Raw genomic sequence first — 16,507 nt, 5'->3', positions numbered from 1 at the left:
CTTCTTCTGTTCAACAGCGATTTCGCTCTTGCATCGCGGGGCGGACCATATATGGACAAGCGCAGCGCCGTCCACCAAACGCCGCGCTGGTGGACGGCGCTGCGCTTGTCCACCCTACACGCTCTACTTCGGGAGGTGGCCGCAACGATGATCTAGACCTTAGCGCCGCATGCCGCTGAGAATGAAGCGATTCGGAAACCGCGTTTTCGAATCGCGTGCTGATCTTTGGCCAGGATGGCCAAGAAAGCAGCGTCTTCCCAGTGTGCCAGGCGACGCCCAATCCATGGTTCGCACAGGGCGTCGCCTGATTAGTGACAACAATAGTATTAGACGAGAGAGGAGCGTATGACGATGAACACAAGCAAGATGGCCCAGCGTGCCGCCTTGTCTGCTGCCATCTTGGTGTCTGCACAAGCAAGCCTTGCAGAAGAGCCGATCAAGGTCGGCATGATGCTGCCAGCCACCGGGACCTATGCAAAGCTCGGTAACAATATCAAGAACGGCTTCAAACTGTACGTGGACGAACAGGGTGGCACCTTGGGTGGACGGCAGATCGAGTATGTCGAGGTGGACTCGGAGGCCAACCCGGCGAAGGCGATCGACAACGTCAACAAGCTGATCAAGCAGCATGAAGTCGATGTGCTTCTCGGAAGCGTTCATTCGGGCGTCGCCCTCGCCATGGCCAAGCGCGCCAAGGAGTCGGGTACTGTCCTGATTGTACCGAATGCCGGCGCCGATAATGTGACGGGGCCCTTGTGCGCGCCCAACATCTTCCGGACCAGCTTCAGCAACTGGCAACCGGGTTATGCGACCGGGCAGGCGATGGCTGAAGACGGTCACAAGACCGCCGTGGCCATTACCTGGAAATATGGCGCGGGCAAGGAGATGCTCGACGGGTTCAAGGAATCCTTTGAAGAGGCCGGCGGTACGGTGGTCAAAGAGTTATACGTGCCTTTCCCGAATGTGGAGTTCCAGGCGCTGCTGACACAGATTGCCGCGGCAAAGCCCGACGCCGTGTTTGCATTCTTCGCCGGTGGGGGTGCGGTGAAGTTCGTGAAGGACTATGCCGCTGCCGGACTGAAGGACGCGATTCCGCTCTACGGTACCGGTTTCCTGACCGACGGAACACTTGAGGCACAGGGTGCGGATGCCGAGGGCGTGAAGACCGCGCTGCACTATGCCGATGCACTGGGCACGCCAAGGGATGACGCCTTCCGCGAGGCCTATGCGCAGGCGTATGGGGAGCAACCCGACGTTTACTCGGTACAGGCCTATGACGCAGCGCAGATCTTGGGAATCGGGCTCGAGGCGACCGGTGGTGACATTGCAAACAAAGAGACGTTCACCGCTGCCATACGTAACGCGACTGTGGACAGCCCCCGCGGCGAGTTCACCATGTCGAGCTCGCATAACCCGGTCCAGGACTTTTACTTGCGCGAAGTTACCGACGGTGTCAACAAGGTGGTCCGCATTGCGAGCAAGTCGCTGAGCGATCCTGGTCGCGGATGTCGGATGAAATAAGGGCCTGCATTCCAGACCTGACTGTTATGTCCCCGCCTGTCCGGGCGGGGAACGATCACGGGAGTGAATAGGCATGGACCTGACCACCTTTTTGATTCAGTGCCTCAACGCACTGCAGTACGGACTTCTGCTGTTTCTGGTTGCATCGGGTTTGACGCTGATCTTTGGCATCATGGGCGTCATCAATCTCGCGCATGGCAGCTTTTACATGATCGGCGCTTACATGGCTTATGCCTTGTCACCGGTCATCGAAGCGACTCTTGGCGGGGGCTTCTTTCTGACGCTGCTCATCGGATTGGCCCTTGCGGTGCTGCTCGGCTACTTGTTGGAGTGGGCCTTCTACAGCTACCTCTACAACCGGGATCATCTGCAACAGGTGCTGATGACCTATGGGCTTATCCTGGTGTTCGAGGAGTTGCGTAGCTTGCTCGTCGGCGATGATGTGCATGGTGTGCAGATCCCGGACTTCCTGAGTGGAAGTATTCCGCTTGGCGAGGTCATGAGCTATCCGGTATACCGGCTTTTTGTGTCCGCGATGTGCCTGGTGTTGGTTGTCGGCCTGTTTTATATCTTCAACCGGACCCGGCTTGGAATGATGATTCGCGCCGGGGCAAGTAATCGGGAGATGATTCAATCGCTGGGCATCGACATCAACTTCCTCTATCGGGTGGTTTTCGCTGCCGGATTTGCCCTGGCCGCCTTTGCCGGAATGGTCGCGGCACCCGTGTCTTCGGTTTACCCCGGGATGGGGAATGAAGTGTTGATCATTTGCTTCGTCGTCGTGGTCATTGGCGGCATCGGCTCCATCCAGGGAGCGCTCGTAGCAGCGCTTCTGATCGGTTTCATTGATACCTTTGGCAAGGTCCTGCTACCTGAGGCCGCCGGTGTACTGGTATACCTGGCCATGGCAGTGATTCTGCTTTGGAAGCCCAACGGCCTGTTCAAGGCAGCGTGATGACAATGGTTAATCAGAAAGCAATCTTTGTAGCTCTGTTCTTTCTTGTTCTACTGGCTTATCCCTGGTTGGATGGGGGCAGTTACGGCATCGATCTTGTCACCAAGATCATGATCTACGCGATCTTTGCGTTGAGTCTTGAACTGCTGGTCGGCAGCACCGGCCTGGTCTGTTTTGGTCAGGCGGCCTTCTTTGGCATCGGTGCCTATGCGGCTGTGCTTCTGTCGGGTGAGGACGGACCGGCATCGATCCTCTGGCTGCTGCCGGCGAGTGCCGGTGCGGCAGCGCTGTATGCCCTGGCGGTCGGGTCGTTGTCCCTTCGGACCAAAGGGGTGTACTTCATCATGGTGACCCTTGCGTTCGCGCAGATGGCGTACTTCATCGTCCATGACACGCCGCTCGGTGGCGGCACAGACGGCATCTACCTGTACTTCCGACCAATACTGGGTGAGTGGCTCGTGCTTGACGAACCCTTGGTCATGTACATGTTCAGCCTCTTCTGTCTGGTTGGCACCTTTGGTTTTCTCGGTGTGCTGCTGCGGTCCCGATTCGGGCGTGCGTTGGCAGGTATCAAGGAGAACGAACAGCGCATGCTTGGTACGGGGTTTGTCACCTACCCCTACAAGCTGGCGGCGTTCACCATCTCAGGTGCGCTTGCCGGGCTGGCCGGCTTCCTGTTCGCGGTGAAGGATGGATTCGTTAATCCGGAGTTGCTCAACTGGCATCTCTCGGGCGCGGCGCTGGTGATGATCATTCTCGGCGGGCTCGGTCATCTGCGTGGGGCGATCACCGGGGCATTTGCATTCATGCTGCTGCAAGAGTTCTTCAAGTCCGAAGCCATTTTTGGGGAGTTTGCCAGACATTGGCACCTGGGTCTTGGCCTGGTCATCATCCTGGCGGTCGCGTTTCTTCCCAGCGGTCTGGTCGGTCTGCCAGATGTCTTGCGCAGTCGTCTTGCAGGGTCCGGGGTCGTGCCTCTGAAAAAACTACCCGAGGGGGGCAGGTGATGTCGAACGAGATCTTGCTGCGGGGGCAGGGCATTACCCGTCGCTGGGGTGGTCTGGTCGCTGTCAATCGGGTATCGATCGAATTGTCGCGTAACTGTCTCCATGCGGTGATTGGTACCAACGGTGCCGGCAAGTCCACCCTGATCAATTTGCTTTCGGGAGAAATTCCTCTGTCTGAAGGCACCGTAGAACTCCTGGGTAACGATGTCACCACTTGGTCCCAGCCCAGGCGGGCAATGGCCGGCCTTGGACGTAGCTACCAGCGCAACACGATTTTTCCCGGTTTCACTGTGTTCGAGAACTGTCGGCTTGCCGCTCAGGCGAAGGCACAGAAGGGCTGGAACCTGTGGCAGCCCGCCAACCGTTGCCCGGTGAGCACCCATGCGGCCCGCGAGGCGGCACACCGCGCAGGCCTGGACAAGGTGCTCGATCGTACGGCCGGCTTGCTCTCCCATGGTCAGAAACGGCAGCTGGAGATTGCCATGTGTCTGGCCACAGGGCCCCGGGTGTTGCTGCTCGACGAGCCCTTGGCAGGCATGGGTGCCGAGGAAACCGGGCGGATGCTGACCTTGCTGGACGAACTCCGACCGGATCATGCGATTTTGCTGGTCGAGCACGATATGGACGCCGTATTCCGGGTGGCCGATCGCATCACGGTCATGGTCAACGGCACCGTCATTGCCAGTGGCAACCCGGACGAGATCCGGAACTCTGGCGAGGTGCGCGAGGCATATCTGGGCGAGGGGCACTGACATGACGACGCACGGTGATTTCCTGTTGGAGGCAGAGGGCGTCCATGCGTGGTACGGGTCCAGCCATGTGCTGCACGGCATTGACCTGCGTATCAGTCGTGGGCAAACCGTCGGCCTGCTCGGCCGCAACGGCATGGGCAAGAGCACATTGATCCGGACCTTGCTCGGGCACGTTCCGCAGCGCGATGGGCATATCACGTTCTTCGGACACGACTGCTCGCGCGCCAAGCCGCATCAGGTTGCCCGGATGGGTGTGGCCTATGTGCCCGAGGGCCGCGGCGTATTTCCGAATCTGACGGTTCGGGAGAATCTGCTGATGGCGGCACGGCCCGGACGGGATGGGCGTTGTGACTGGCCTTACGAACGCGTGCTCGAGCGTTTCCCGCGACTCACGGAGCGACTGACGAACCTGGGCAATCAATTGTCGGGTGGTGAGCAGCAGATGCTCTCCATCGGACGCGCGCTCATGACTCACCCCGACCTGATCATCCTGGACGAAGCGACCGAGGGCCTGGCACCTCTGATCGTGACCGAAATCTGGAATGTCATCACGGACATCAAGGAGAGCGGTATTGCCACACTGATCGTAGATCGCGACTTTCGGCGTGTACTTTCCCACAGCGACCAGGCGCTGGTGTTGCAAAAAGGCCTTGTGGAACTGGCGGGGCCCGCCGCTGAGGTGGCGGAATCCCCTGACCTGACCAGACTGCTTGGCGTTTGAATGCCGTTGTCGGCCTTGATCATCGCGCCGGTCGGTAGCCGGCAGGGTGGACAAGCGCAGCGCCGTCCACCAAACGCCGCGCTGGTGGACGGCGCTACGGCTGTCCCTACACGCTCTACTTCGGGAGGTGGCCGGAACGATGATCAAGACCCCGTTTTCTGAACATCGAGAGAGGAATGACATGAAATCTGCACTGACCGTCATTCGTGATGAGCACCGGGCCCTTGCGGCCGTCCTTCGGGGGTTGCAGTTCACCGTGGAACAAGCACGCAATGGTAGGCAGAACCCCGACTTGGTGCTCTTAAAGTCCATGCTGGACTACATTGAGGCGTTTCCTGACAAGTTGCACCACCCCAAGGAAGACAAATACATCTATCGGGTGCTGCGCGAGCGAGATCCTGATACTGCAGAAAAACTCGACGTGCTTGAGGAAGAGCATCGTCAGGAGCCTGAATGGTTGGGCAAGCTGCGATCAAAGCTGGAAGCGTTTGAGCAAGACAGTACAAATTTTGAACAATTCGCAGATGCGGTCGAGTGGTATGTCAATTCACACTTTTCCCATATGAACATGGAAGAAGAGGTCATCTTGCCGATTGCGGAAAAAGTTCTGCAACCTGAAGACTGGAAAACGATCGACGCCGCGTTCGCATCGAATGAAGACCCCTTGGTAGGAGTGGGTACCCAGCGTCAGTTTCGAGACCTGTTCAGCCGCATTGTCAACCTGATGCCGGCACCCTACGGTCTTGGACCTGAGCGGGGTTGATCTCTTGAAAACTTTAACCAACGACTGACTGGAGGAATACGATGGCCAAATACATTCTGCTCGGCAACTGGACCGATCAGGGCGCAGTCAATGTAAAAGAGACCGTTGAACGTGCCCGTGCGGCGCGTGAGGCTTTTGCTGCCGTGGGTGTGAGTGCGCGCGAATGGTTCTTTACCATGGGCCACTACGATGTGGTTCTAACCGTCGAGGCCCCGGATTCGGCAACGCTGGCAAAGGCAACACTGGCCCTGACAGCGCTTGGAAACCTGCGGGTGGAGACCTTGCCGAGTTTCGGGGTCGATGAAATGGACCGGATCATCAAGGACATGCGGTAGACCGGCTGATAAAACCAATGTCCAGAGCACGCTTTTGAATCACCGAAACACCGGGTAAAGAGTCCTTTATCATCCCGGGGTCAGACTCTGACTCACTGGCGTGCTGCCCCGCGCGGGAAGTGCTGAATAAACAAGCATTTTCATAACGCTGGATATAGGCCAACGTTGAAACGAAATCACGTCCCTGAAAAGGGACGTGCGGTCTCTTTATGCGCCTGATGTTTCCGATCGGTAGGTCGGGACCCGCGCAGCCTACATTAATAATATGCGAGTGGATGAGACAGTGATCACGAAGAAAAACGCGATTACATCCGGAGGAGCACAGGCGTCTGCAACGAGGTTGCGACGGTTTCTGGTCATATCGCTCACGTGCGTCGGTTTGGGATTCGGGCCATCCGCGTTTGCGATGTCAGATATCGAGCAGCTCCGGCAAGAGATTCAGAAGCAGCGTGAGTTGCTGGATCAGCAACAGCGCAGGCTTGAAGAACTGGAGCGGCAAACCCTGGCGCAGGCCGAGCGTCTGGAAAAACAGTCGGTGCAGGTGGCGGAGGTGGAAAAGACGGCCAGATCCAAGTCAGGAAACCTCGCGCCTGGGGTGACCCTTTACGGCATTCTGGATGGCGGTGTCGAACATCTGAACAATATCGGCGAGAACAAGGACAGCGATACGCGTTTCGTGTCGGTGACGGGAACCTTGCCCTCGCGCCTGGGGCTTCGGGTGAAGAAGGAGTTTGGCGAGGGCTATCAGGCATTAGCGACCCTGGAGGCCGGATTCAACTTTGACGATGGTAGCCAGGGGCAGGGTGGACGTTTGTTCGGCCGTCAGCTGTTTGCGGGAATTGCAACGCCGAAATTCGGTACCTTTACCATCGGTCGCCAGTACTCCATGTTGTTGCCAGCATTGGTGGCTTCGGACATGTTGAGCCCGAACATCTACTCCCTGAGTTCGCTGGATTTCTATCTTCCGAACGCACGGTACGACAATTCCCTGGCCTGGAAAGGCAAGTTTAACAAATTGTCACTGGGTGCCGCGTATTCATTTGGTCGCGACGTGATTGGTGGAACGCCCGGCTCTGGCACCTGCGCCGGGGAAACCTCTGACCTGGACCAGTCCACCGCGTGTCAGGGCTGGTCGACCATGATTCGTTACGACGATAGCAACTTTGGCCTGGCCGCGGCAATCGACGAGCTCAACGGCGGCACAGGTGCGACGGCGTTTGCACCGGGTGGTGCGGCCCCGATCCTGTTCGACAGCGAGGACGATACCGATCGCCGGATCAACGCCGGCGGTTATTACAAGCTCGGCAACGGCAAACTCGGCCTGGGGTGGCTGGGCCGCAGAATCGATACGCGCTCAGGGGATGTGGATGTGGATGCCTTCTACGTGACCGGCAGCTACAAGTTCGGTGCCTTCACCCTCGATGGTGGCATCCACAAGATCGATCAGGAAGACATCGACGGCATCGATCGCGATGCCATGCTTTATGTGCTTCGCGGCATGTATAACCTGCATGAGGGGCTGGACATCTATGCCCAACTCGGGCACGTGGCAAACGATGACGATGCGGCTTATCAGGTGTCACTCGGCGGCGGCGCAACAGCACCTCCCGCCGGCGAAAGCCAGACCGGTGTGATGACCGGAATGCGTTTCATGTTCTGAGGGTGGTGGGTGAGGGGGGGGGCAGCCTGCCCCTCACCCGCTGGTAGACGCAAGACCATCAAACGCTGGTATCAGAGCATGAATCCAAGCCCGAGCGGTATCACCAGCAGGCTCGCAAGGTTACCCATGGCCACCATGGAGGCCACCTCGTCCGCGGACTGGCCGAAGCGTTCCGCAAGAATGAAGTTCATGACCGCCGGCGGCAGGATGGAGAACAACAGCAAGACATTACGCGTTTCGGGTTCCGGCGCCAACCAGAGCAGTGCGACAAAGGCGCTGAGCAGACCGCTCAGCGGGCATAGCAGGGCGCCGAGCAGGCCCGACTTCCAGTGTCGTGTATCAAACCCGATCAGGCGCACGCCGAGAGCCACCAGCATCAGCGGAATCGCGACCTCGGAGAGCATCTTCAGACCCGGCAGCAGGATGGACGGAAGATGCCAGTCGAAGGCATGGGCGAGGATGCCGGCCACAGTGGCGAGAAAGATCGGATTTTTCAGCAGGGTGCCTGGATGAAAGGTCCCGCTCACGAGCCAGATTCCCAGGCTGAAATGCATGGCCGTGGAGACGACGAATGCCACAACGGCAAGCGGCAGCACCTGATCGCCAAAGGCGAATGCGGCCAGCGGCAGACCCAGATTGCCGGAGTTGTTGAACATCATCGATGGGAGCAGGACCCGCTTCGGCAGCCTGGCGAGGCGCGTGAAAGGCAGCGCCAGCAGCCCGGATCCGAGCACGATGATCACCGTGCCGATGGCGACGCTATGCCATTGCGCCGCGGACGGGATCTTTTCCGACAGCACGTAGAACAGCAGCGCCGGAACGAACAGGTTCAGGTTGACGCGGTTGGCAGAATCCATCTCCCGTCCGTGCAGACGGCCGTAAACATAGCCGACGGCGGCGATGCTGAACACTGGCAGTGTGACCTGTAGGACATGACCGATCATGATTGTGTACCCATCACTCGTTGTTCGCCGTGGACAGCGGTTACCGGACCAGCAGAACCGCCCGAGTAATGTCGGCGGTGCGGCGAATGTGCGATTGCGTCTCTGTGCACAGGGTGTCGGCATCCCGCGCCAGGGCGGCCTGATAGATGCGCTGGTGCTCTTGATGGACATCACGCGGAACCGGCGCCGCGGTTTGCAGCGAGATATTTCGATAGCGTTTGTGCTGATCGTAGAGGATGGCGTGGAAGCGCATCAGCCAGGGGGACGCACAGGCGGAGATAAGCGTCTCGTGAAACGCGCGATTGCGCTCCTCCCAGGCGGCGAAATCGAATTCTTCGCCGGTCTCGGCCTTCGACAGCTGGTAGTAGGCGGCGACCACGCGCGACTCCCAGGCATCGTCACCGCGCTCGAGGCTCTGGCGCAGCGCCTTGAGTTCCAGCGTGATGCGCATGTCCGTGATGTCGTCCAGATCCTCGACCGACACCGGGGCAACCCGAAAGCCACGCTGCCCGACCGTGACCACGAAACCTTCCGAGGTGAGCCGACTCAGCGCCTCGCGCAGGGGGGTGGCTCCCAGGCCGTAGTCCCGGCGCAGATGCTCGACGCGCAGCTTGGCGTCGGCCGGATGCCTGCCTCCGATGATGTCAGCCCGCAGCCGTGCGTAGGCAATGTCCGTAAGCGTCTTGGGTGCCGCGGTGTCCGCAGGCCAGATCGAGCCGTCGGCCATGGTGAATGTTGCTCCTTGGTAACAGCAGGGTGCTGGTTCAGCGCATGAATGTATGGTAGCCATGGAACGCATATTTTGTACAGGAAATAAAAAAATCTCGATAAAACTATTTACTGTCGACAAACACTCGACTACACTCTGACCTCCAGCCTTAGAAACCGATCGGCGGTTTGGATCGAGGGGCCAGACTCAACAACCGGAGTCGTCATACATGAACGAAATCAAGCACTTCATCAACGGAGAATTTGTCGGTTCGGGATCAGGCAAGACCTTCCCGAACGTCAATCCAGCCACCGGCAAGCAGATCGGCATCGTCCACGAAGCGGGGATGGATGAGGTCGATCGCGCTGTGAAAGCGGCCCGTGCCGCGCTGAAAGGGCCCTGGGGGCGCCTGTCGGTTGCCGAGCGCATGGCCCTGTTGCACAAGGTCGCCGACGGCATCAATGCCCGGTTCGACGAGTTCCTCGAGGCGGAGTGTCTCGATACCGGCAAGCCCAAAAGCCTGGCGTCCCATGTCGACATCCCGCGCGGGGCGGCCAACTTCAAGATCTTCGCGGACCTGATGAAGAACGTGCCGACGGAGAGCTTCATGCTCGATACGCCTGATGGCCAGGGCGCGCTCAACTATGGCGTGCGCAAGCCGAAGGGCGTCATCGCCGTGGTCAGCCCCTGGAACCTGCCGCTGCTGCTGATGACCTGGAAGGTCGGCCCGGCACTGGCCTGCGGCAATACGGTGGTGGTCAAGCCCTCTGAAGAGACCCCCCGCACCACGACGCTGCTGGGTGAGGTCATGAACGACGCCGGTATTCCGCCGGGTGTCTATAACGTCGTGCACGGCTTCGGACCGGATTCCGCCGGCGCATTCCTGACCACCCATCCGGATGTGGACGGGATCACCTTCACCGGCGAGACGCGCACCGGAGCAGCCATCGTCAAGGCCTCTGCAGACGAGATCCGCCACGTGTCCTTCGAGCTCGGCGGCAAGAATCCGGCGCTGGTGTTCGCCGATTGCGACATGGACAAGGCCGTCGAGGGCACCTTGCGCTCGGCCTTTGCCAACTGCGGCCAGGTCTGTCTCGGCACGGAGCGGGTCTATGTCGAGCGACCGATCTTCGATGAATTCCTGCGTCGCCTGAAAGCCGGTGCGGAGCAGATGCAACTGGGCGCCTGGGACGATGCCTGCACCAGCATGGGTCCGCTGATCAGCCGGGAGCATCTCGACAAGGTCCTGTCCTACTACAAGCGCGCCGTTGAGGAGGGCGCCACGGTGGTCACCGGGGGCGGCACTCCCGACATGCCGGGCGAGCTCGCCGGCGGCAGCTGGGTACAGCCAACGATCTGGACCGGCCTGTCTGAAGAGGCCCGCGTGGTCAAAGAGGAGATTTTCGGGCCCTGCTGCCATGTGCAGCCGTTCGACAGCGAGGACGAGGCCATCCGTATGGCCAACGACACCAAGTATGGCCTCGCAGCCGCCGTCTGGACCGAAAACCTCGGCCGCGCGCACCGCGTCGCCGACCAGCTGGAGGCCGGCATCATCTGGGTGAACTCCTGGTTCCTGCGGGATCTGCGCACGGCCTTTGGTGGCATGAAGCATTCCGGTATCGGCCGCGAGGGCGGTGTGCACTCCCTGGAGTTCTACACCGAGATCAAAAACGTTTGCATCAAGCTCTGATCAGCGGGAGATCGCATGCTCAATCAAGACAAGATCCGGGACCTCGGCGACGCGCTGTTCGTCGCCCTGCGTGACCGCACCATGATCGATCCGCTCACCGAGCGCGAGCCGGAGATCAGCATCGAGGACGCCTACCAGATTTCGCTGCGTCTGCTGGAACGCCGTGTTGCGGACGGCGAGACCATCATCGGCAAGAAGATCGGCGTCACCTCGACGGCGGTGCAGCGCATGCTCGATGTGCATCAGCCCGACTTTGGCTATCTCACCGACCGGATGCTCTATGCCGACGCCGACGAGGTGCCGATCAGCAAGCAACTCATGCAGCCGCGCGCGGAGGGTGAGATCGCCTTCGTCCTCAAGCGTGACCTGATGGGACCGGGCGTCACCAATGCCCAGGTCCTCGCCGCAACCGAGCTGGTGCTGCCCTGTTTCGAGATCGTCGACTCGCGCATCAGGGACTGGAAGATCCGCATTCAGGACACCGTCGCCGACAACGCCTCCTGTGGCCTGTTCGTGCTCGGCAGCCAGGGCGTCGATCCGCGGCGGGTGGATCTGACCACCTGCGGCATGGTGGTGGAGAAGAACGGCCAGATCCTCAGCACCGGCGCTGGTGCGGCCTGTCTCGATTCGCCGGTGAACGCGGTCGCCTGGCTGGCCAACACCCTTGGCCGGGTTGGCGTGGCGCTGAAGGCCGGCGAGGTGATCCTGTCCGGTTCTCTGGTGCCGTTGGAGCCGGTCCAGGCGGGCGATTACATGAGCGTCGAGATCGGTGGCATCGGCTCGGCGTCGGTGCGTTTCGCCTAGCAACGCTCGGTTACCCAAACAGTCAACCCAGAGGCTTCCGGAGGAGCACCCTGTGAACAAGATCAATGCCGCCATCATCGGCCCCGGCAACATCGGCACGGACCTGCTGTACAAGGCGCTGCGCAGTGAATGGATCAACCCCGTCTGGATGGTCGGGGTAGACCCCAAGTCCGAGGGCCTGGCGCGCGCCCGGTCCCTCGGTCTGAAGACCACCCACGAGGGCGTCGACGGTCTGGTACCGCACATGCGCGAGGACAACATCCAGATCTGCTTCGATGCCACCTCGGCCTATGTCCATGCGGACAACAACGCCAAGGTGCAGGCGCAGGGCTCGATCATGATCGACCTGACCCCCGCCGCCATCGGCCCCTACTGCGTGCCGCCGGTGAACCTGAAGGATCACGTGGGCAAGCGGGAACTCAACGTCAACATGGTCACCTGTGGCGGGCAGGCCACGATCCCGATGGTGGCGGCGGTGAGCCGTGTGCAGCCGGTGGAGTATGCCGAGATCGTCGCGACCGTGGCATCGAAGTCGGCCGGCCCCGGCACGCGCAAGAACATCGACGAGTTCACCCAGACCACAGCCCAGGCCGTCGCTGCGGTCGGCGGAGCAAGGAAGGGCAAGGCCATCATCATCCTCAATCCGGCCGAGCCGCCGTTGATGATGCGCGACACGGTGCATTGCATCACCGAGGGTGAGCCGGACCAGGAGGCCATCACCCGCTCGGTGCAGGACATGATCGCGGAGGTGCAGAAGTACGTGCCCGGCTATCGTCTGAAGAACGGACCGGTTTTCGACGGGCATCGCGTGTCGCTGTTCATGCAGGTGGAAGGGCTCGGTGACTTTCTGCCGACCTACGCTGGCAATCTCGACATCATGACCGCTGCTGCGCTGCGCACTGCGGAGATGTTTGCCGAAGAGATCGACAACGGCCAGTTGCAGCTTGCACCCGCGGCCGCCTGACAGTACCCAATGGAGAACCGAGCCATGACACTCCAAGGCAAGAAAATCACCATCCACGACATGAGCCTGCGCGACGGCATGCATGCCAAGCGCCACCAGCTGAGCCTCGAGCAGATGATTGCCGTTGCCTCTGCACTGGATGCGGCCGGCGTGCCCATGATCGAGGTTACCCACGGCGACGGGCTCGCCGGCGCCTCGGTCAACTACGGCTTCCCCGCCCACAGCGATGAGGAATATCTGCGGGCGGTGCGGCCCTATGTGAAAAACGCCAAGATCTCGGCCCTGCTGCTGCCGGGCATCGGCACCGTGCCGGACCTGGAGATGGCGGCGGACTGCGGCGTCGACTGCATCCGTGTCGCCACCCACTGCACCGAGGCCGACGTCTCCGAGCAGCACATCAAGAAGGCCCGCGCCCTGGGGCTCGATACCGTGGGTTTCCTGATGATGTCGCACATGGTCGGCCCGGACGTGCTCGTGGAACAGGCCCGGATCATGCAGGACTTCGGCGCCAACTGTATCTATGTGACCGACTCCGCCGGCTACATGCTGCCGGATGACGTCAAGGTCCGTTTTGCCGCCGTCCGCGAGGCGCTGGACGATGCCGTCGAGCTGGGTTTCCATGGCCATCATAATCTGTCGCTGGGGGTGACCAACTCCATCGCCGCCGTCGAGGCGGGTGCCACACGCATCGATGGTTCGGTTGCAGGCATGGGGGCCGGAGCAGGCAATACACCGCTTGAGGTATTCGTGGCCGTTTGCGAGCGGATGGGGATCGAGACCGGAGTTGACCTGTTCAAGCTGCAGGACGTGGCCGAGGACCTGGTGGTGCCGATGCTCGACCAGCCGATCCGAATCGACCGCGACGCCCTGATGCTCGGCTATGCCGGCGTTTACTCGTCCTTCCTGTTGTTTGCCAAGCGCGCCCAGCAACGCTATGGCGTGTCCTCCAGAGACATCCTTGTCGAGCTCGGCAAGCGCGGCATGATCGGCGGCCAGGAAGACATGATCGAAGACGTCGCGCTGGAGATGTCGCGCGCCAAGACCGAGGAGACAGCAGCATGAGCACGTTGGACAAGGCAACCATTCTCGCCCTGGCCGAGCACCTGGAGTCGGCGGAATTGCAGGCGCACGATGTCAAGAAGGTGACGGATCAGTATCCGGACATGGACTTCGAGGACGCCTACGACATCCAGTGGGAGATCCGCCGCCGCAAGGTCGAGCGCGGTGATCGCATCATCGGCATGAAGATGGGCCTGACCTCGCGGGCGAAGATGAAGCAGATGGGCGTCGAGACCCCGGTCTACGGCTTTCTGGCGGACTATTTCGAGCGACCGGAGTCGAGCGAGATCAAGGTCTCGGAGCTCATCCATCCCAAGGTGGAGGCGGAACTGGCGTTCGTCACCAAGGCTCCGCTGAAGGGGCCGGGCTGCCATGTCGGCCAGGTGCTTGCGGCCATCGACTTCGTCATCCCGGCGGTGGAGATCATCGACTCGCGCTATGAGAACTTCCGCTTCGATCTCATCAGCGTGGTTGCCGACAACAGCTCATCGTCGCGTTTCGTCACCGGCTCGCGCATGGCTGCCCCGGCCGATCTCGACATGCGCACCCTGGGCGTAGTGATGGAGAAGAACGGCGCGGTGGTCGAGGTCGGTGCCGGTGCGGCGGTGCTCGGCAATCCGGTAGCGAGTGCCGCCCTGCTGGTGAACATGATGGCCGAGCGGGGCGAGGAGCTTCCGGCCGGCAGTCTGATCCTCACCGGCGGCATCACTGCGGCGGTACAGGTGGAGGCCGGCGACAGTGTCAACGTCCGCTTCCAGGACCTGGGGTCGGTTTCCATGCGCTTCGTCTAGACCCGGGTGCGACGGCGTAAACCAGAATGCCCCCAGTAATGGGGGCGTTCTGACTCTTTATCCTGAAACGGGAGCAGCAATCATGCCTTTGATACAGGCAACAGTGATCCAGGGGCGCACCCTGGCGCAGAAAGAGGCCTTCTACGAGGGCGTCACCCGTGTCGCCGCAGAGACGCTGGGCGTCAAGCCCGAACAGGTGCGTGTCGTGCTCACCGAGGTGCCGGCCGAGCACTGGGCCATCGGCGGCGTGACCAAGGCGCGTCTCGATGCGAACAATCCCGCCGGCTGAGAGCGGCTTGCAAACAGTCGATGGAGGCGCAGTCTGATGTCTGACCCGTTCGCAAGCGGCGAAACCGCCGGCGATCCGGCGTTGAATGATCCGGTGCCGACTGATCCGGTGACCGTGAGCGTTGCGCGCAAGGTCCTTCCTGGCCAGGAGTCGGCATACGAGGCGTGGCTCAAACGGGTGACCGCGACCGCGTCGCACTTTCCGGGCCACCTGGGCGCCAATGTGTTGCGCCCGAGTGCGGCAACGGGCGGCGAATATGTGCTGATCTACCGTTTCGACACCTATGCCCATGCCAGGGACTGGGAACTCTCCGCCGAACGCGACGCCCTGGTGGCTGAGGTTGCACCCCTGGTGGAGGGTGAGGCCGTGCGCAAGCGGGTAACCGGACTGGAGTTCTGGTTTGATCTGCCTTCGGTCCCGGTCACCGCCAAGCCGCCACCGCACAAGATGGCGCTGGTGCTCGTGGTGGTGGTGTTTACGCTCGTGTACGGATTGAACAGGTTGCTGGAGCCGCTGATCGGCGGTCTGCCGGACTGGCTACGTCTGCTCGTCGTGATCATCATTCAGGTGCTGCTGATGACCTACCTGGTCATGCCGCGCGTCACGCGACTCCTCAAGGGCTGGCTGTATCGTGCAGCCTAGTCACGCGTCGGGCGGGACGTCGCCGGTGGCGCAGCGCCCCGCCATGGCGGCCTCAGTAGGAGCCGCGCGGCATCGCCGGTGACGCAGCGCCGGTCAGTTCGGCAAGGGCGTCGGCCATGGCCTTGCTCAGCAGCATGGTATCCACGGCAATACCGACGAAGTTCGCGCCACAGGCAAGGTAATGCCGCGCGGCATCCGGATCCGTGACCAGAATGCCGGCTGCCTTGCCCTGTGCGCGAATGCGTCCAATGGCATCTTCAATGGCGCCCCTGACCGCTGGATGCCCCGCGTCGCCGATGTGGTCCATGGACGCAGAGAGGTCCGCCGGGCCGATGAAAACGCCGTCGACCCCCTCGACGGCCGTGATCGCGTCCAGATGCTGCAGTGCAGCCACCGTCTCCACCTGTACCAGCAGGCAAAGCTCCTGCTCGACCACCTGGACATAGTTGTCGATGCGCCCCCATCGGGCTGCGCGCGCCACGGAGGCGCCGACCCCACGTGTGCCGCGGGGGGCGTAGCGCATGGCGGATACCAGCGCTTGTGCCTCCTCGGCGGTGTCGACCATCGGGATCAGCAGGGTCTGTGCACCGATATCCAGCACCTGCTTGATCAGGGCGGGATCCTTGTTCACCGGACGCACGATTGCATGGCTTGGATACGGCGCGATGGCCTGCAACTGGGACAGGATGGTCGGCACATCATTCGGCCCATGCTCGCCGTCGATCAGCAGCCAGTCGTAGCCGCAGGTGGCGGCAATCTCGGCGGTGTAGGGGTTGGCGCTGGACAGCCACAGCCCAAGTTGGGTCTCTCCGGCCTTGATCGCCTTTTTGAAGCCATTGGCGGGAATTTGCATCAAGATGTTTCCTGTTCTTCGCTGATTGGATGTCGGCAGCCGGTTGCG

Annotated in this window: 18 protein-coding genes; 15 read left to right on the top strand and 3 right to left on the bottom strand. The window is 61.1% G+C overall.

The window, feature by feature from the left end:
- Window positions 1-351 precede the first annotated feature (351 nt).
- From F2Q65_RS16515 to F2Q65_RS16480, 8 genes are all read left to right on the top strand, one after another.
- Window positions 352-1,521, top strand: coding sequence for an ABC transporter substrate-binding protein (locus F2Q65_RS16515; protein WP_211354069.1), 1,170 nt, complete (start codon window positions 352-354; stop codon window positions 1,519-1,521).
- Window positions 1,522-1,594: 73 nt separating this feature from the next.
- Window positions 1,595-2,476 carry a branched-chain amino acid ABC transporter permease gene (locus F2Q65_RS16510; protein ID WP_150094512.1) on the top strand — a complete coding sequence of 294 codons (882 nt, stop codon included), beginning with the start codon at window positions 1,595-1,597 and terminating at the stop codon, window positions 2,474-2,476.
- Between the two features lie 5 nt (window positions 2,477-2,481).
- Window positions 2,482-3,483 (top strand): branched-chain amino acid ABC transporter permease, encoded by a 1,002-nt coding sequence (locus F2Q65_RS16505; protein WP_150094511.1) that lies wholly within the window; start codon window positions 2,482-2,484, stop codon window positions 3,481-3,483.
- Window positions 3,483-4,235 (top strand): ABC transporter ATP-binding protein, encoded by a 753-nt coding sequence (locus F2Q65_RS16500; protein WP_150094510.1) that lies wholly within the window; start codon window positions 3,483-3,485, stop codon window positions 4,233-4,235. The genes F2Q65_RS16505 and F2Q65_RS16500 overlap by 1 nt, the downstream gene beginning before the upstream one ends.
- A gap of 1 nt (window position 4,236) precedes the next feature.
- Entirely contained in the window at window positions 4,237-4,956 is a 720-nt protein-coding gene (locus F2Q65_RS16495) for an ABC transporter ATP-binding protein (RefSeq protein ID WP_150094509.1), read from the top strand.
- Between the two features lie 139 nt (window positions 4,957-5,095).
- Window positions 5,096-5,719 (top strand): hemerythrin domain-containing protein, encoded by a 624-nt coding sequence (locus F2Q65_RS16490; RefSeq protein WP_150094508.1) that lies wholly within the window; start codon window positions 5,096-5,098, stop codon window positions 5,717-5,719.
- Window positions 5,720-5,760: 41 nt separating this feature from the next.
- On the top strand, window positions 5,761-6,054 hold the full coding sequence (locus tag F2Q65_RS16485) for a GYD domain-containing protein (protein ID WP_150094507.1): 294 nt from the start codon (window positions 5,761-5,763) through the stop codon (window positions 6,052-6,054).
- A 406-nt stretch (window positions 6,055-6,460) separates the two neighbouring features.
- On the top strand, window positions 6,461-7,714 hold the full coding sequence (locus tag F2Q65_RS16480) for a porin (RefSeq protein WP_170265787.1): 1,254 nt from the start codon (window positions 6,461-6,463) through the stop codon (window positions 7,712-7,714).
- A 71-nt stretch (window positions 7,715-7,785) separates the two neighbouring features.
- Here the strand turns inward: F2Q65_RS16480 and F2Q65_RS16475 are convergent, their stop codons facing one another.
- Both F2Q65_RS16475 and F2Q65_RS16470 read right to left on the bottom strand, forming a co-directional pair.
- The gene (locus tag F2Q65_RS16475) at window positions 7,786-8,658 is read right to left on the bottom strand and encodes an AEC family transporter (protein ID WP_170265786.1); all 873 of its coding nucleotides are present in this window, start codon (window positions 8,656-8,658) and stop codon (window positions 7,786-7,788) included.
- Between the two features lie 40 nt (window positions 8,659-8,698).
- Window positions 8,699-9,385: a GntR family transcriptional regulator gene (locus F2Q65_RS16470; RefSeq protein ID WP_150094504.1), complete on the bottom strand. Its 687-nt coding sequence runs from the start codon at window positions 9,383-9,385 to the stop codon at window positions 8,699-8,701.
- Between the two features lie 211 nt (window positions 9,386-9,596).
- Here F2Q65_RS16470 and F2Q65_RS16465 point away from each other — a divergent pair, with 211 nt between their 5' ends.
- From F2Q65_RS16465 to F2Q65_RS16435, 7 genes are all read left to right on the top strand, one after another.
- Window positions 9,597-11,057, top strand: coding sequence for a 2-hydroxymuconic semialdehyde dehydrogenase (locus F2Q65_RS16465; RefSeq protein ID WP_150094503.1), 1,461 nt, complete (start codon window positions 9,597-9,599; stop codon window positions 11,055-11,057).
- 15 nt (window positions 11,058-11,072) lie between these two features.
- Entirely contained in the window at window positions 11,073-11,861 is a 789-nt protein-coding gene (gene dmpE, locus F2Q65_RS16460) for a 2-oxopent-4-enoate hydratase (protein ID WP_150094502.1), read from the top strand.
- Window positions 11,862-11,913: 52 nt separating this feature from the next.
- Window positions 11,914-12,825, top strand: a complete 912-nt coding sequence (locus F2Q65_RS16455; protein ID WP_150094501.1) for an acetaldehyde dehydrogenase (acetylating) — start codon at window positions 11,914-11,916, stop codon at window positions 12,823-12,825.
- A 24-nt stretch (window positions 12,826-12,849) separates the two neighbouring features.
- Complete coding sequence (gene dmpG / locus F2Q65_RS16450; RefSeq protein ID WP_150094500.1) at window positions 12,850-13,887, top strand: 4-hydroxy-2-oxovalerate aldolase; 1,038 nt, start codon at window positions 12,850-12,852, stop codon at window positions 13,885-13,887.
- Window positions 13,884-14,675, top strand: coding sequence for a 2-oxo-3-hexenedioate decarboxylase (gene dmpH / locus F2Q65_RS16445; protein ID WP_150094499.1), 792 nt, complete (start codon window positions 13,884-13,886; stop codon window positions 14,673-14,675). The genes dmpG and dmpH overlap by 4 nt, the downstream gene beginning before the upstream one ends.
- Window positions 14,676-14,757: 82 nt before the next feature.
- Entirely contained in the window at window positions 14,758-14,964 is a 207-nt protein-coding gene (locus F2Q65_RS16440) for a tautomerase family protein (protein ID WP_150094498.1), read from the top strand.
- Between the two features lie 36 nt (window positions 14,965-15,000).
- Complete coding sequence (locus F2Q65_RS16435) at window positions 15,001-15,606, top strand: antibiotic biosynthesis monooxygenase (protein WP_150094497.1); 606 nt, start codon at window positions 15,001-15,003, stop codon at window positions 15,604-15,606.
- Between the two features lie 52 nt (window positions 15,607-15,658).
- Here F2Q65_RS16435 and F2Q65_RS16430 read toward each other — a convergent pair whose 3' ends face one another.
- Window positions 15,659-16,459, bottom strand: a complete 801-nt coding sequence (locus F2Q65_RS16430) for an aldolase/citrate lyase family protein (RefSeq protein ID WP_150094496.1) — start codon at window positions 16,457-16,459, stop codon at window positions 15,659-15,661.
- Between the last annotated feature and the right edge of the window lie 48 nt (window positions 16,460-16,507).

Source organism: Thiohalocapsa marina (assembly GCF_008632335.1).
Classification (GTDB): domain Bacteria; phylum Pseudomonadota; class Gammaproteobacteria; order Chromatiales; family Chromatiaceae; genus Thiohalocapsa; species Thiohalocapsa marina.
This window is presented reverse-complemented; position numbering and strand designations above follow the sequence as displayed.

Excerpts from the sequence above, each read along its gene's own strand:
- F2Q65_RS16470 (WP_150094504.1), bottom strand. The coding sequence starts at position 9,385 with ATGGCCGACGGCTCGATCTGGCCTGCGGACACCGCGGCACCCAAGACG.
- dmpE (WP_150094502.1), top strand. The coding sequence starts at position 11,073 with ATGCTCAATCAAGACAAGATCCGGGACCTCGGCGACGCGCTGTTCGTC.
- F2Q65_RS16430 (WP_150094496.1), bottom strand. The coding sequence starts at position 16,459 with ATGCAAATTCCCGCCAATGGCTTCAAAAAGGCGATCAAGGCCGGAGAG.
- F2Q65_RS16465 (WP_150094503.1), top strand. The coding sequence starts at position 9,597 with ATGAACGAAATCAAGCACTTCATCAACGGAGAATTTGTCGGTTCGGGA.
- F2Q65_RS16505 (WP_150094511.1), top strand. The coding sequence starts at position 2,482 with ATGGTTAATCAGAAAGCAATCTTTGTAGCTCTGTTCTTTCTTGTTCTA.
- F2Q65_RS16500 (WP_150094510.1), top strand. The coding sequence starts at position 3,483 with ATGTCGAACGAGATCTTGCTGCGGGGGCAGGGCATTACCCGTCGCTGG.
- F2Q65_RS16475 (WP_170265786.1), bottom strand. The coding sequence starts at position 8,658 with ATGATCGGTCATGTCCTACAGGTCACACTGCCAGTGTTCAGCATCGCC.
- F2Q65_RS16515 (WP_211354069.1), top strand. The coding sequence starts at position 352 with ATGAACACAAGCAAGATGGCCCAGCGTGCCGCCTTGTCTGCTGCCATC.
- F2Q65_RS16495 (WP_150094509.1), top strand. The coding sequence starts at position 4,237 with ATGACGACGCACGGTGATTTCCTGTTGGAGGCAGAGGGCGTCCATGCG.
- F2Q65_RS16490 (WP_150094508.1), top strand. The coding sequence starts at position 5,096 with ATGATCAAGACCCCGTTTTCTGAACATCGAGAGAGGAATGACATGAAA.
- F2Q65_RS16435 (WP_150094497.1), top strand. The coding sequence starts at position 15,001 with ATGTCTGACCCGTTCGCAAGCGGCGAAACCGCCGGCGATCCGGCGTTG.
- F2Q65_RS16485 (WP_150094507.1), top strand. The coding sequence starts at position 5,761 with ATGGCCAAATACATTCTGCTCGGCAACTGGACCGATCAGGGCGCAGTC.
- F2Q65_RS16480 (WP_170265787.1), top strand. The coding sequence starts at position 6,461 with ATGTCAGATATCGAGCAGCTCCGGCAAGAGATTCAGAAGCAGCGTGAG.
- F2Q65_RS16440 (WP_150094498.1), top strand. The coding sequence starts at position 14,758 with ATGCCTTTGATACAGGCAACAGTGATCCAGGGGCGCACCCTGGCGCAG.
- dmpH (WP_150094499.1), top strand. The coding sequence starts at position 13,884 with ATGAGCACGTTGGACAAGGCAACCATTCTCGCCCTGGCCGAGCACCTG.
- dmpG (WP_150094500.1), top strand. The coding sequence starts at position 12,850 with ATGACACTCCAAGGCAAGAAAATCACCATCCACGACATGAGCCTGCGC.
- F2Q65_RS16510 (WP_150094512.1), top strand. The coding sequence starts at position 1,595 with ATGGACCTGACCACCTTTTTGATTCAGTGCCTCAACGCACTGCAGTAC.